This is a genomic window from Staphylococcus cohnii species complex 1663 (assembly GCF_041008415.1).
In the GTDB taxonomy this organism is placed as follows: domain Bacteria; phylum Bacillota; class Bacilli; order Staphylococcales; family Staphylococcaceae; genus Staphylococcus; species Staphylococcus ureilyticus.
On the sequence record NZ_JBFDVL010000001.1, the window covers coordinates 133,287 to 147,707 of the forward strand.

Consider the following 14,421-nt stretch of genomic DNA (forward strand, 5'->3'; position numbering starts at 1 on the left):
TATTAATGGAGTAGTGTATAATATCTATAAGTAGTTTGCAATATTTTATAATTCAACATTTTATAACGAAATTACAAATTTAAATTCTACTTACTTAGTTAAAAATAGGGGTGACATTATGTTATTTAGTGAAGAACAATTAAAATTATATTCTAGGCCTTTATCAGATTCAGAAAAAGAAAAGTGTGAAAACGCAATTAGAATTATCCAAGAATCTCTGGAATCTTTAGGGTATGAAACAAAAAAAGGTATACACAGAAAAAATGAAAATACGCTATCATATCAAATTAAAATGACGAATCCATCGAAAGATTATGAATTAAGTATATTTGTTAAAGGTTCGTATGCAACAAATACCAATGTAAGACAAAATAGTGACGTTGATATTGCAGTGGTAAAAGAAAGTGAGTTTTTTGATAAATATAGGGAAGGTAAAACTAGAGAAAATTATAAATTTGTCTCTAGTAATAAGCCTCCGTATCATTTTAAAGATGAAGTAGAAGAAGCTTTGATTGAAAGATTTGGAAGAAGCGAGGTAAGAAGAGGTAATAAAGCAATTAGAATCAATGGCAATACTTACCGTAAAGAAACAGATTGTGTACCGTGTTTTAGATATAGAGATTATAGTAATGATTATATGGATGATCCAAATAATTTCATTGGAGGAATCACAATTTATTCAGATAAAGGTGAACGAATTATAAATTATCCGGAACAGCATATAAATAATAGTGTTATAAAAAATAACAATACAAATTATAAATATAAAAAGATGGTTAGAATAATAAAGGAAATAAGATATCAATTAATAGATAGTAAAAATGGAAATGCAGAACAAACTTCTTCATTTGGAGTTGAAGGTTTGTTTTGGAACATACCGGATTACAAATATAGCAATGATGAAATGTTAGGTGATACATTTAATGCATTAATTGCATTTTTAATAGATAATATAGATAAATTAAGTGAATTTAAAGAACCTAATGACATTCTATATTTATGCGATTCTCAAGAAAAAAATAATGTTTATAAAAATTTTATTCTAGATGTAAAGAATTTTTTTGAATATAGTGGTGAGAAAAAATATGAATGACAAAATAAATCATTTGATTAAAGTAGCAGGATGGTTTACAGGAATCTTTTTCCTGTTACTTATTATAGTATCATGTACGGTATGGCAAATAGGATGGATAGATATCATAAGTTATACTGTAACAATATCAACATTTATTACTATAGGATATGAAAGGTCTATGTGGAAGTGGAAATTGTTTCGTATATTTAATAAGCAGGCTGATATATCAGGAGATTATGAGGCAACACTCAGATACTTTTATGAAGAAGGTGGAATTAAAGAGGTAGGTGTGGAAATAAAACAAACTTTTTTAACAGTAAATATTGAATTAAGAAGCGATGAAATTACTAGTAATAGTATTACAGCAGATATTATTGAAGAACATGGTAAAAATATATTGTACTATACTTATATAACAAATCCAAAAGCCGAATTTGAAAAGAAAAATCCTATTAATCGAGGAACAGCAAGATTAATAGTTGGAGAAAATGGATTGACTGGAAAGTATTGGACTGGAGCCGAAACCACAGGTGATTTAAGACTCAAAAAACTAAAATAAAGTATTGATACCAAAATAAATTCAATTTTATTTTGGTATTTTTAGCAATATCACTAACAAGGGGAACCTTATCAAAAACCGCATCATTTGTGATACGCTTCTGCTTATCAGTTTATGATGCGATTTTTTAAAAAGAGTAACTATTGATAGAAATGACTACCAACAGTTACTCTTTTTAATTGTTTATCAATAGGCCTATTATTCAGATTTAATATGTTTTTATTTAAAAATCACTATTCAAAAATATTTTCAGAATACATCACACGATTATATTCTGTTTTTATATCTTTTGAAATGATATGATCAACGTGTTTTTTATGTTCTAATTCAAAACGAATATTTTGATAACTTCTGAAGCCTAAATCTATTAAACCAGGTTTATTCACTGTCATTATAAAAGTTGCTATACCTAGAGGTTGAACACCACCTTTTGTACCTGATTTTATCACGCCGTGTGTTACATCGATTGTTGAAAAAGTTGATGCCCCTATTAACAATAATCTTACTAGTTCTCTATTGTTAGCAATTGGAAAACTATCTTTTAAACTTTTTCCGTAATATAGATGCTGCTTATAAATCCAATATAGTCTTATAAGTGTTTCATAAATTAAAACTGGTATTAATTCTGCCGTAAAAGCTCTGACATCATATCCATTCTTAAACATCCATTCAGATACTTGTGCAAATGTATACGTATCAGGTTTATTCGTTTTTAATTTAACATTTCCAAACTGTAACTTTTGTAAAGAAGACCAACCAGGAACAGGCAAACCGCTTCCCCGTCCTTTAGATGTACTACTCCCTGACAAGTCACTCATAATATGCCCAAACCAATTATTTATTGTTTGAATAATTTGATTAGGCATACTACCTGTTAATTCTATATTAGCGTTTTCCGCTACTGTGTTAATAATTTTACCTTCTTTAGACATATAAGTAGCCGTTCCTGTAAGTTGATTATAAATTCCTATAATCAAGCCTAATAAACTAGGTTCATGAGCAAGTGACAACAAATGATGATTATCTGGAGACATACCTTTAATATGTTTTGATGTAGCAGCATCATAACCAACTTTATGCTTTTTTTCTAAATATCTTATGCTAGATTTTATATCAAAATTTTGTCGACCATTTTGTAATTCTTTTATTGTTCTTTCAATTTCGTTTATACCTTTTTGTGACTTAGCATTTTTCTTTTGATTATTTAACTCTGCTATTTTTTGATGTAACGCATATTTTTTCACTAACTTTTCTGTGCCCTTATCCACCATTTTTTGTAATCCTTTGACATCTTTACCTTTTCCTATAGTACCTACAAAAATAGTATCAACAAATCCAGCTATTAAACCTGCTGAAGTTGCAAACAAGTAATCATCACTGTCTAGATTAAGTAAATCAAATTTTTGGATCATTTGTTCCGCAACTTTTACTTGTTCATTCTTACTATATAAATTTAAGAACGGACTATCAATATTAATGTTTTCTTTTTTAGCGAATTCTTTATTATATTCATCTGAATCAAAATCATCTCTATCAATATCAATTGTATTAATCTGATTCACTGTTATTAATTCTAATTCTTTTGCAGTATATGATTGTCCACTTCTTAATTTATTTCTTAATTCATTATCTAAAAAATCCTTTTTGATCTTTGAATCTTCATGAATACTACTTCGTCTAGCTTTCAAACTATTTAATAAGTCTTTTTTCACTTCTATTTGTTGATCAATATTGTCATCCATTTTTTGTATATTATGACTTACTTTATCTAAATTATCCTTAGCTCTATTTCGAAGCTCATAATCAACTAACAGTTTTTCCGCTGCACTATTTATTACACGCTTTTCTTGATCTCCTTTTCTATTCATCCTTATCACCATTTAGTAATGACTTTTTAAGACTTGAGAAACCTTTTTTTGCTATAGACTTACCCTGAGCCAGACTTGCGGACTTAACATCAAAATAACCAATTTCATCAAGGATATTTTGAACTGTTTTCAATTCATCCAATTCTATATCCTCACGTAAGTGTGCATCACTAATTTCAGATTGATTATCTAAATCACCAGTAACAATGTATGCTTTTTTTATAATTTCATCAGCATAAACTTTGTTTACATTTTTATTAAGAAGCTCATTATATTTTCCAATATTCAAAGTTGGGGGGATACTTGAAAATATTAGCTCGTATTCTGAGAATGTTTCTTCAGTCTCAATTAATGCACCAGCATCAGCCAATGATTGATTTTGAGTTATAATAAATTCTAATTCTTGATATAATTCGTTACTAAGCTCATTAGATTCTTTTAATTTCTCAGCAAATTTGATTGATTTATTACTTAACCAGTTTATATCTTCCATTATATATGAGTTAGCTATCCTCAATTGGGAAATCCTGTCATTAAGTGTTTGGATTCTAATTCCATACTTTTCAGATTCATTTGTTCCAGAGAAGTATTTAACACCTTTATACATTCCATATCCAGCAGTGGTTACTGCAGCTAATCCTAAAAATAATCCTCCCGTACTCAAAGTAAAGCCAAGTGCCATTAATCCACTTGAAACACTTGCCCCTATACCACTCACAGCACCAGTTATAGCCAATGCACCCAGGGATACTCCTGCTCCTCCAGCAATTGCAGCTAACTCTTTTGCAACTTCTTTAATTTGATTATCAGTTAATCTATTTTCTAAAATTTCTTTTTCAGCTTTTAGCTTTCTGACAGTAAATTTAATTTGATCATCAGTCATATTTAATCTTTTTAGCATTCTAATTAACACTTCATTTTTTTTAATTTCATCTAGTTCATCACTATGCATTGCTAATATATCCATACCCAAAGATTGCTGAACTGCTACTTCTGACAGATCTTCTTCTATTAAAATTTCTTTCAAATCATCAATTAATTCTATAATTGATTTTTCTTCAATATGTTCAAATCTATAGTCTCTTAGTTTACTAGCAAGTTCTTTACTTACTTTTACTTTTGTCATTAAGCTGACTAATTCTTTGTACTCTTTACTATCTATAATACCATCATCATCTTTTAAGTATGCTATAACTATTCTAAAATAAAGTAAAATTATCTCACTTTTCATATTACTTAATTGCACAACTTGGTTTTTTGAAGAGATTTTATCAACTTTATTATTAAAATCTTTTAATAATGTTTCTAATAATTTAAATGGGAAATTATTACCTAGTTCTTCTGAATTTAATATTATAGACTCTCCATCTTTATAATGAATAGTGATTTTTTCATAATCTACAACTTTACCTTTATCTGTTATTTTTGTATCAGATTCATATTGAACGTTTTCAATATTTTTTAATTGAACATTCTTACTACTCTCAAAAGCATTTTTAATAAAGATTTCTGAACCGGTAAAAACAACTCCTGTCTTCCCATTAGATAAAGTACTCGTATCAATTACCGCAATAATAACATTTGGATCAATTTTCTCTGCAATACTTACTGATGCGTTGACCAATATTTTTTCAGATATATCTGGAGCAACGGATAGGTTTGTTAAGTATGAATTATTCAATAAATTCTTTATATAATCTTCTGAATGCATTTTATCTCTTATTTCAATTACTTCATTACTTTCGATAGACTGTTTTACTATTTTATAGCCACATTCCGGACAAAATTTCACACTTTCTTCGAGTTTAGTTCCACACTCTGGACAAAATTTCATAGTACCAATCCCCTTTACGGTAATATTATATTGCTTTAAGTTTAGCACAATGTTTCTGTAATACAATATACTAAAGTAAATTTATGAAATATGCCCTTGTAATAGTATAATCACCGTTTTTCTCTTTAAATTAACTTGTAGATACCTCACATATTTATTGTTAACTCAATCATCTAAATACTAACAAGTACCCTAAAACAAAGTTTATTATTTATAATATTCTGATAACTCTTCTAAATCAATTGCAATTCCGTATTCACGTAATTGTTCCTGTCTATCCATTAATAATGTTTCTAACACTTCTTTCTTTTCATCCTCTCTTCCATAATGAAGCAGATTATGACAATGGCTACATAAAGACACAATATTTTCTTTAACATCCAGACTTCTATCGAAATCTTGGTATTTACTAATTGGAATCAGATGATGTGGCTCTGTATATTGTTTGCCATTTTTCCTTGTAAAAGTTCTATCAGTTGGGTTATATTCACACTTATAACCTGCTAGTATTAATGCCTCAACTGCTCTTTCAGGATTTCTTTTAGGTATAGTTCTTCCCGTAGATTTAGATACCATTGTCGTTTGTGATTCAAATCTAGAAATTTTTCTATTAACTTGATCCTCATCTATATTATTATCTAAATCGTTGTTGATTAAATCTTTTTCAACTTGATTATATTCTGGATTCTTTTCGTCTAAGATTTCACTCAACGCACCTTTTAAATGCATCAGAACTTCCGGATTTTTTTGTATTTCTATTGCTTTTTCGAGAAGAAATACAGCATGTTCTTCAGCTAAATTACACATATACTGTTGCTTACCCCTACCATTGACTGTAAATGCACTATTCTTCTTATAATTATCAATTAACCATTGTCTAAAATCTGCTGTATTTAAATCTTCGTCAAACGGATAATACTTTAATTTGACAAGGTATCCTTCTTTATTCCATAAATCGGCAGTTTCACTCTGATCAAACTCACTAGGCCGGTCAATTATTTTATAGTTATCTCTAGCAACACTTATGGCAACTACTTTGCCACTTTGATTATGTAGAATAAAATCACCTTTTTTAATTTTCATCATGTTACTATATCCAGAATTCTTTTTACCATTTTTAGTTAACTGAGGTGACCATACGTAGCCACCTTCTTTTTCTAATTCATATGTTACTCCTTGGAAAACATAAAAAATAGCCATATATAATCCCCTCTCTATTAGATGCTCTTTTTAATTTATTTCACTAATTTTGTTCTATATTTCAATACATATTTGTGTTTCTGAGTTTATTAATACAATTATAAGACATTAAATGCAGTTTTCATATATTAGATAGATACAATACTTAATCTATCAATTACAAAAATAAAATATAATGTATTAATGCAGTGATAAAATGCAAAGAGCAAGATTTAATTTGAAATTACACGCTATATTTTCGATTCAGCATGAACGATGAAATTTAAGAATAAGTCAAATATACTAAGTCATTATCGTGTTTTTAATTATATATAACTTAATAAATCCCCTCACCTATAATACGCTTCCCCTTGTCAGATACATTACTAAAAGCACTCAACATAATATTGTTAAGTGCTTAACCTTCATTTAAATCATATTATTTTTTTCCATATATTCAATCCTTATTTGTGACAGAGACTTATTAGTTTGTTCATGTATAGCTAATATATAAGGTTTAACACTCGACCATCCCAATGCTTCTTTGACAAATAAGCTAAGTGATTTTTCCTCATCGCCACATTTAATAAACCCATTTTCCAATATGGTACCTTTTATATCTGTATTTTTAGGAATTATTATGTCTCCAGGTTGAACTACTCCCCAAACAATCATATCTTTAAGCCTTGGGAGACTTCTATTTTTTGCTTGTTTTCTGCTATTTAAAGTTTGTTTGTCCTCTATGTCTATAAAGTGTGCTTGATTTTTAGTTGCCGGTAATATTTTCTCAGCATTAATTATAAAAGACCCATTGAATACATAAGGTATTAGTTTGTAACATTCTATTTGAACACCGTTCTCACTTAGCCAAGCTACTGCCGATAAAGTTTGAACATCAAAATCAGAAGCTACCAATATAATCCTTTGAGATTTATTAAAATTATCTAAACTTTTATTAACTTCTAAAAATTGAACTATTTTACGTTTGGCTAATTCATCGCTATTAAGATAAGTTAAATCTTTTGAAAATTCTTCTTCATGTTTATTTATATATGGGGCATAAATTTTGTTCACTGCATCAGAGATAGTTTCAATTGTTGCGTAACTAGCTGCATATCTAATAGCTTGAATTTCAAAGGCCTCTACTCTTTGCTTAATATCCTTTAAATCTCTTTTAATTTCAATAAGAACTATATTCCCATTTTGATCTAAAGCAGTTAAATCACTTCTAGCATTTTCTTTATTTTTTATTTGATCTCCAATTATTAACAAAGATTCTTCTTCACCTGTAATTATTTCGATGTTTTGTCGTAACATCTCTTCTATATCTTTTTCTTGTATATTCATTTCTCCAAAGGTAACTGGTTCGATTTCTTCTAGGTTATTTTGTGATAATAAATACATTCTTCACATTCCTCCTTGAATAATTTTTATTCTCATACTCTTACTTCATATGAATTACATCCATACAAAACAATTCAATTATTTAATTTCTCATATTTTCGTGTCATAAACTTTTAAATTTCTAAATAATCATCTGCAATTTTAAGAAACGAATACATTATTTCTCTATTACCCATATTATAAATCAATAAGTAAGAATCTATATTAAAACAGTTCACATTAAACTATGAAATTAGTGTAAAAGGTCATAAATAAAGTCTAAATTTGTGTGAAATTGTTCTAGCTCATTAATTATTTGCTCAATGTCAATTTCTATAATGTTTTCGTTTTTATTGGGTCTACTTTTATTATATTTAAAACGATTATCATTCAATTCAACTTTATCTATCTCGTGAGCAAGGGCATCTCTCAACCTAGTGTGAGGGATTTCTATCATTATTTTACCAAAAAAATCCTTTACTAGTCTTTTCCTCCCATTTCTTGTGCGTATGTTATCACTTATATATTGTTTAATAATTTTTTCATATGTTTTATCTATTAAGCTTTCATCCCTATCAGGTAAGTTAGAAATAATTAACGAACTGACATAGCTTTCCGACAAAACAAAGATTGTCAACATCAAAGATTTTTTTATTAATACATCTTCTTCCTTTGAAATTTTATTTTTAATTTTATCTATTTCATTTTTATATTAATTTAAATTTATTTGTTTAATAAAATAAAATCATCATCCATTATTAACGGCCATTTTTTAGATGATTCAGGTATATATTCATCTTATTCATATTGAACATCTTGCGGAACCTCGTTTGTCTCAAATACTTTTTTTATTGAACTCTTCAAACTTTTTATTGTTGGAATTTCGACCTCGTATTCCATAATTAAATTTACAAATTCTTTTACACTAATTTCTTCGTCTTCCTTCTTAATAAGTGATTCATTATAAATATCTTCATATATTTCTCTTCCACTATTTTTCATATTTTTTAAAATATCAAAAAATTCTAATGGATCCATATTAGACCCAAAAGGTATTTCTATACCTACCAAATTCAATACTTCTTCAATTTGATGTCTTCATAATCATCTAAACTAGGCCACTGTATAAACCCGCCATATTCGAAACCTTCTTTTTTTGTCTCTATACCTTCATATGAATCCAAAATTTCTTTTAGTTCTTCTAAAAAACTATTATTCATTATTTATCTCCTTTTAAAATATCTTCGATTATTGGTTCAATTCCAGTCGATATAATTTCTTCAATTAACCTCTGTGCATGAAATCTGTTAGCAGAGTATGCTATCTCACTAAGAGTACCGGCTGCTACCTCTTTAACTCTAAATGAAAAGGTGTCGTTCAAAATTTCATACATAAAATCTGAGAATGGATCACAATCTTCGAATCGTGTACATACATTTTTATATTCATTATTGGTATTTTGTATTATTACTTCTGCATAACTCGCCTTCATCTTCATGAACTCAATTAATGGCTTTCTGGTTTTAAAATTCGACGTTAATACTATACGACAAAGCTTATTTTCAGAAAGTCCTGAATAAAAAAACTCTACATCTTCATCAAAAATGCCTCTGTCAATCTTATTTTTAATTTCAAATATCTTGTTTCCATCATTATAATATTTTAATGCCTTTTCAAAATGATCCAATAAATATTGAGCTCTATTATGTCTATATTCTGGACTTTCATTTGTAGCCTTTTCACTTATTGTTCTAAAGGTATGTGAAAAGTCACTATGACTTCCAGTCATAACAAAATTAATAATTCGTCCTAGAGAAAAGACGTCACTTTTTTTGTTACCATCTTTAAGACCGTGTAACTGTTCCGGTGCACAATAGAATAATTGACCTACCGCATTGGTATTTAAAGTTTGATTAGAGTACAAAACATTTAAATCTTTACCTAAACCAAAATCTGCAATCTTTATAACACCTTTAGTAAAAAATATATTTGTAGGACTTAAATCTCTATGAATTATATCTTTTTCATGTACTTCCGAAATAGTATAAAGTATTAACCTTATTATTTTACTTTTACTTTCTGAATCCACTTCAAAATTAGTAATATAATAATCTAATGTCATCTCAGCTTTCTCCATTGAATATGAAAGTCTACTAATATTAAATTCATATACATCAACGACTGAGTGCATTGATGACAGAGATTTGGCAATCTCAAACTCTCTTTTAAATCTACTACATATTGACTTGTCATTATAATATTCTTTTTTCAGTTTCTTTATAATAAATCCAGTTGATTTCTGTTCATAAATATCTGCATAACCCACCGCTTGTTATATATTTCAAATCATCATCTTTTTTTACAAGCTTATACTCATTATTATTGTCTACCAAATAGTAGCCATTATATTGTAAAACTTCATTAAAATGTGCTAAAGCTTCATTAGATTTTCGTATAGCTTCTACTTCACTAACACGTAACTCACTTTGAAGATAGCGATTGCTTAAAACTATTGTAAAAAATTCATCTAATTTTTTCTCTTGCAATAACTGTTCCAAAATATTTACAATATACAACCATCTTGAGGGAAAAGGATTTTCATATACATCCTTTCTATTAAAATATTGATTGAAAAATTTCACTAGGTCTGCACCAGTTTTATAATTATAAACACTATCTTCATTATCACCATTAAAAATATTTGAAATTTGTTTTAGCATGTCCTCAGTTATCATCAATTCATCCTCCATTAGTTATATCCCCATAAAATAATAGGTTGATTCTTAATTGATCTATTAAACCTATTTCTATCTTGATCATTAAAATCAAGACCATACTGCCATCTTATGTCAAATATATTTAATAAAAAATTGTAGTATGAAAAAAGTGTATCTTTTTTAAACCTATTTCCATGTATAGAATCTAAATACGGAATTCGGTTTTCGTCCCCTAATACACATTGAGTAATATCTTCTTCTAACGTAGCTTCTTTTATCCACTTTTCTATTTCATCCATAGTCGTATGTATTACATAATTAATATCTAACATAAATAACTCAATGTCGTTATACTTACTTATATTATCAATACTTGCTCTCAATATTTTTAATCTGATCCATGGAAATTCAACATTCGATAATTCCATAGCTACTTCTCCTAATAATGTTTCCAACTTCTGATTATTAATATTTTTCACCAATTTTTTCAATTCGTGAGTAAGTCGCAATAATTCATTATAAAGTACAAATGAAAAATCAAGTTCTAAATAAAGTAACGAACGTAAACAATCAAAATCAGAATCATAGTAATCTATTTCATCCATAAAATATTTATATAAATCCAATAAATCATTGTAAGGAATTAATTTATTCTCTAATTTCATTTGCTTGGAATTTTTATTTATTTTTTTAATTAATTGTTCATTTTTGGCATTAATTCTTTTATAAGTTGTATTCAATTTTTCAATGTCTAGTTTTTCAATCAAAAATCCATTTGTTAAGTTTTTATCCTTTAATTTTATAGCAAAAATAGTTTGTAATGCACTTGGGTTTAGTATTTTTTCTTCTTCCCAATTATCTTTAGGCTTCAATTTCACACGTAATATATTATGGATATTCGCTGTTTTGTAATGTCTATGTAGCGTTTCTTTATCTTGAATTGCTATTTCTGCATCAAATATTAAATAATCAAAAAATTCAGTAATACTTGGATAAATATCTAATGAATCAAGTTCTCTCTTCCTAATCATTAGGTGTAATGCAACTTCAAGTTCAATGACATCCTTTAAATCATTAAATAAATTCTCCACCCATTCCTTCATAAAATCACCCTAACACTTTAAAGTAATAAAAAGTCACCTTTTTATTCTAATCCTTAATCATTATAACTCATGCGATACTATATTTAGAAAATTAATTGTGCGCACCTTTGATTTTCAAATATAAATTGGAGGTAGTTTTAGATGAATAAGAAAACTGAGCAACAAAATAAAATTAATAATTGTATGTATGCTATGGCATTCAAGCAATCGGTGGGAAGTACGTTCACTTATAGTGAGCTAAGAGAGAAATCTGGTATGGTCTGTAGCACTAACGACCAACGTGAAGTTGGACGTCGTTTTGCTTACTGGATTAAGCATACGCCAGGACTTCCATTTAAGATTGTAGGTAAAAAGAATGGTAGTTTGTTGTATAAAAAAACTGGTCCTAATCCAATGCGTCACAAAAGTAACTGGAAAGGTGGTAACAACTAATGACTAACAACATATTCAAGCAATATCCATATTTTTTAAATTCAAATGGCTTTTATGAAGTGATTCCACCTAAAAGTAACAATGATGTAGAAAAAATTATTCAATTGTCTAGTCCCATCATTATTGAAAATAAATTTCTCGACCCGTCTACAGGGGTTGAGAAGTTGATTATTACAGATGGAAAAAATATTGAACGTATTGAAGCATCAGATATCTTAACATCTTTCAAGCTACCTGGATTGATTAAGTACGGCTTCAACATCAATGAACGGTACATTAAATCATTAAGCTATGCGTTACAATCGATGCGCCAGTCACTTCCATTATCTAAATTATATACCGGCGTAGGTGTATTACAGTCTGATGATGAAGGTATGGTCATTTCATTGGATAAACCATACTTTTCAAAAGAAATAGAGCAATCTCAAGCTAATGAAATCATTTGTGAAACACACTATGATTTACAACCAAAAGGTACTTTCAAAGGCTGGTGGGAGATGTACTTAAAACAAGTTAAAGGGAACTTACTCCTAGAACTTGCAGTAGTATTTGCTGCTTCTTCATTAGTTACGGCTTTCCTAAAAACAAGACATGAGGTCGAGTTTGCGGGAACCATCTTCTCATTTATGGGAAATTCAAGCACAGGTAAATCGACTGCAGCCGCTTTAGCTGTTTCAATAGCCGGCAATCCTACTAAAGGTAGCAATACACTTTTTAGGTCTTGGAATGGTACTAGAAACGCGCTTGAAGGATATTTAAGTAGCAATTATGGTTTGCCTATCGTATTGGACGAATTATCGGCTGCAACCTTCAAAGACACTACTGGGTTGTTGTACAGTCTGGCAGAAGGACAAGGCCGACAACGATCTAATATAGATGGTAATGTCAAAGCACTCAAAAATTGGGGGACCTCAGTGATAAGTACGGCAGAACACAGTGTTTTAAATAATAGTGCACGTAATGATGGATTAAATGTTCGTACCATTGAAATATCAGAAGCTTTTACGACGAGTGCTGACAATGCAGATGCAATTAAAAGGGCTACATCGGTCAATTATGGCCATATCATGCCATTAGTAGCTGAATATCTTTTAAAACGTGAAGACGAAGTAATTAAATGGTTTCATACGGAACATGATTGGTTCAAAAAACAACTAAAAAATGAAACGAGTAATACTGGTATTCGTATGTTCAAACGCTATGCAGTGATTGCGACATCTGCTCGGATATTCGAACGTGTTATTGCAGTGCCTATTGATATAGATGCAGTAAGAGAATACTTGGTTAGTTATCACTTGGAGTCAGTTTCAGAACGCTCACTAGCAGAGAAATCTATCGAGGTCATTGTTCAGTTTGTAGCGCAAAACCGGGGGAAATTCTCTGAGGATGCCAAGCTATCAACAATGATTGAGAATTATGGACTTATTGAACTCAAAGAAGACCACATACAAGTTAAAATCCTGAAAAATGTATTTAAAAATATGTTGAATGAAAATCAATTCCAAGATGTAAATATTGTAATTGATGCTTTACGAGACAAAGGTTATATCCATTCTGATCGGAACCGTAAAACAACAAAACGTAGCGTTCCAGATTCTAATGGTAAAAAGAAGACTATTGTCTTTTACCATCTTAAGCTAGATATGACTTATGCTTCAATGTTTGGTTTGAGTTCTAAAACAGAGCCTAGTATACCACCACCATTCGTTGATAATACAAATAAAAATTTGCTAGAAGATTTTGTAACGAAAGCTAAACAATCCGAAGCAAATGACGATTTAGGATTATAAAATATCGCTATAACACCCTAAAGGCTGTTGTAGCTTACTTAATCAAATACTTGGAGGAAATTAAAATGAATACTAAATTCAAATTAACACAATACACATTATGCTCTTTGGTCGAATTAGAGAATCAACAATTAGTCGTAAATTATATTGATCATGACTATGATATAGAATCCTATACGTTAACTGAGACACAACGTAAACTCTTGATACTTTATAAATTGCACCCTGAATTTATGAATGAGGTAGCTCTCACTAATTTCTTTGTGAAAAGTACAAGAGACGACAGAATGACTGTTTATCATATTATCAAATCCTTAAATATTTTATAGAATCGGAGGTCTTTTCATTGGACGAATTAATCACATTACTCGCTGATTTAGTGATTGAAGAAATCAATCACGCTGATGACTAATAATAACGCCCAACACCTTACTGGTGTTGGGCTTAACTATAAATTCGTTCATAAATATATATTATCAAT

The 14,421-nt window shown here is 29.1% G+C and carries 14 protein-coding genes; 5 read left to right on the forward strand and 9 right to left on the reverse strand.

Translation table 11 applies throughout. The annotated features are described in order from the left end of the window. The first annotated feature begins 118 nt into the window (after positions 1–118). Positions 119–1,093 carry a nucleotidyltransferase domain-containing protein gene (locus AB1J10_RS00565; RefSeq protein ID WP_369002924.1) on the forward strand — a complete coding sequence of 325 codons (975 nt, stop codon included), beginning with the start codon at positions 119–121 and terminating at the stop codon, positions 1,091–1,093. Beyond that, positions 1,086–1,634, forward strand: coding sequence for a hypothetical protein (locus AB1J10_RS00570; protein WP_369002925.1), 549 nt, complete (start codon positions 1,086–1,088; stop codon positions 1,632–1,634). Before AB1J10_RS00565 ends, AB1J10_RS00570 begins: the two co-directional genes overlap by 8 nt. A 233-nt stretch (positions 1,635–1,867) precedes the next feature. Here the strand turns inward: AB1J10_RS00570 and AB1J10_RS00575 are convergent, their stop codons facing one another. From AB1J10_RS00575 to AB1J10_RS00615, 9 genes are all read right to left on the reverse strand, one after another. Continuing rightward, positions 1,868–3,502, reverse strand: a complete 1,635-nt coding sequence (locus tag AB1J10_RS00575) for an ATP-binding protein (protein ID WP_369002926.1) — start codon at positions 3,500–3,502, stop codon at positions 1,868–1,870. Further along, positions 3,495–5,336: a zinc ribbon domain-containing protein gene (locus tag AB1J10_RS00580; protein ID WP_369002927.1), complete on the reverse strand. Its 1,842-nt coding sequence runs from the start codon at positions 5,334–5,336 to the stop codon at positions 3,495–3,497. Before AB1J10_RS00580 ends, AB1J10_RS00575 begins: the two co-directional genes overlap by 8 nt. 207 nt (positions 5,337–5,543) lie before the next feature. Further along, positions 5,544–6,536 carry an HNH endonuclease gene (locus AB1J10_RS00585; RefSeq protein WP_369002928.1) on the reverse strand — a complete coding sequence of 331 codons (993 nt, stop codon included), beginning with the start codon at positions 6,534–6,536 and terminating at the stop codon, positions 5,544–5,546. A gap of 408 nt (positions 6,537–6,944) precedes the next feature. Continuing rightward, positions 6,945–7,919 carry a hypothetical protein gene (locus tag AB1J10_RS00590; RefSeq protein ID WP_369002929.1) on the reverse strand — a complete coding sequence of 325 codons (975 nt, stop codon included), beginning with the start codon at positions 7,917–7,919 and terminating at the stop codon, positions 6,945–6,947. Between the two features lie 777 nt (positions 7,920–8,696). After that, positions 8,697–8,969 carry a hypothetical protein gene (locus AB1J10_RS00595; RefSeq protein WP_369002930.1) on the reverse strand — a complete coding sequence of 91 codons (273 nt, stop codon included), beginning with the start codon at positions 8,967–8,969 and terminating at the stop codon, positions 8,697–8,699. 2 nt (positions 8,970–8,971) lie between these two features. Continuing rightward, a complete protein-coding gene (locus AB1J10_RS00600; protein WP_241961675.1) occupies positions 8,972–9,118 on the reverse strand; it encodes a hypothetical protein in 147 nt (48 codons plus the stop codon). Then, positions 9,118–10,224 (reverse strand): protein kinase domain-containing protein, encoded by a 1,107-nt coding sequence (locus AB1J10_RS00605; protein ID WP_369002931.1) that lies wholly within the window; start codon positions 10,222–10,224, stop codon positions 9,118–9,120. The genes AB1J10_RS00600 and AB1J10_RS00605 overlap by 1 nt, the downstream gene beginning before the upstream one ends. Continuing rightward, positions 10,202–10,648 carry a hypothetical protein gene (locus AB1J10_RS00610; RefSeq protein ID WP_199186993.1) on the reverse strand — a complete coding sequence of 149 codons (447 nt, stop codon included), beginning with the start codon at positions 10,646–10,648 and terminating at the stop codon, positions 10,202–10,204. The genes AB1J10_RS00605 and AB1J10_RS00610 overlap by 23 nt, the downstream gene beginning before the upstream one ends. After that, on the reverse strand, positions 10,648–11,718 hold the full coding sequence (locus AB1J10_RS00615; protein ID WP_369002932.1) for a hypothetical protein: 1,071 nt from the start codon (positions 11,716–11,718) through the stop codon (positions 10,648–10,650). The genes AB1J10_RS00610 and AB1J10_RS00615 overlap by 1 nt, the downstream gene beginning before the upstream one ends. Positions 11,719–11,859: 141 nt before the next feature. On the opposite strand from AB1J10_RS00615, the gene ssb reads away from it, so the two are divergent. The 3 genes from ssb (at position 11,860) to AB1J10_RS00630 (ending at position 14,269) form a co-directional block, all read left to right on the forward strand. Beyond that, on the forward strand, positions 11,860–12,150 hold the full coding sequence (gene ssb, locus AB1J10_RS00620) for a cassette chromosome ssDNA-binding protein (RefSeq protein WP_107377044.1): 291 nt from the start codon (positions 11,860–11,862) through the stop codon (positions 12,148–12,150). Then, entirely contained in the window at positions 12,150–13,940 is a 1,791-nt protein-coding gene (gene cch1, locus AB1J10_RS00625; RefSeq protein WP_260648592.1) for a cassette chromosome replicative helicase, read from the forward strand. The genes ssb and cch1 overlap by 1 nt, the downstream gene beginning before the upstream one ends. A 65-nt stretch (positions 13,941–14,005) precedes the next feature. Further along, a complete protein-coding gene (locus AB1J10_RS00630) occupies positions 14,006–14,269 on the forward strand; it encodes a hypothetical protein (RefSeq protein WP_047505043.1) in 264 nt (87 codons plus the stop codon). The last annotated feature ends 152 nt before the right edge of the window (positions 14,270–14,421 follow it).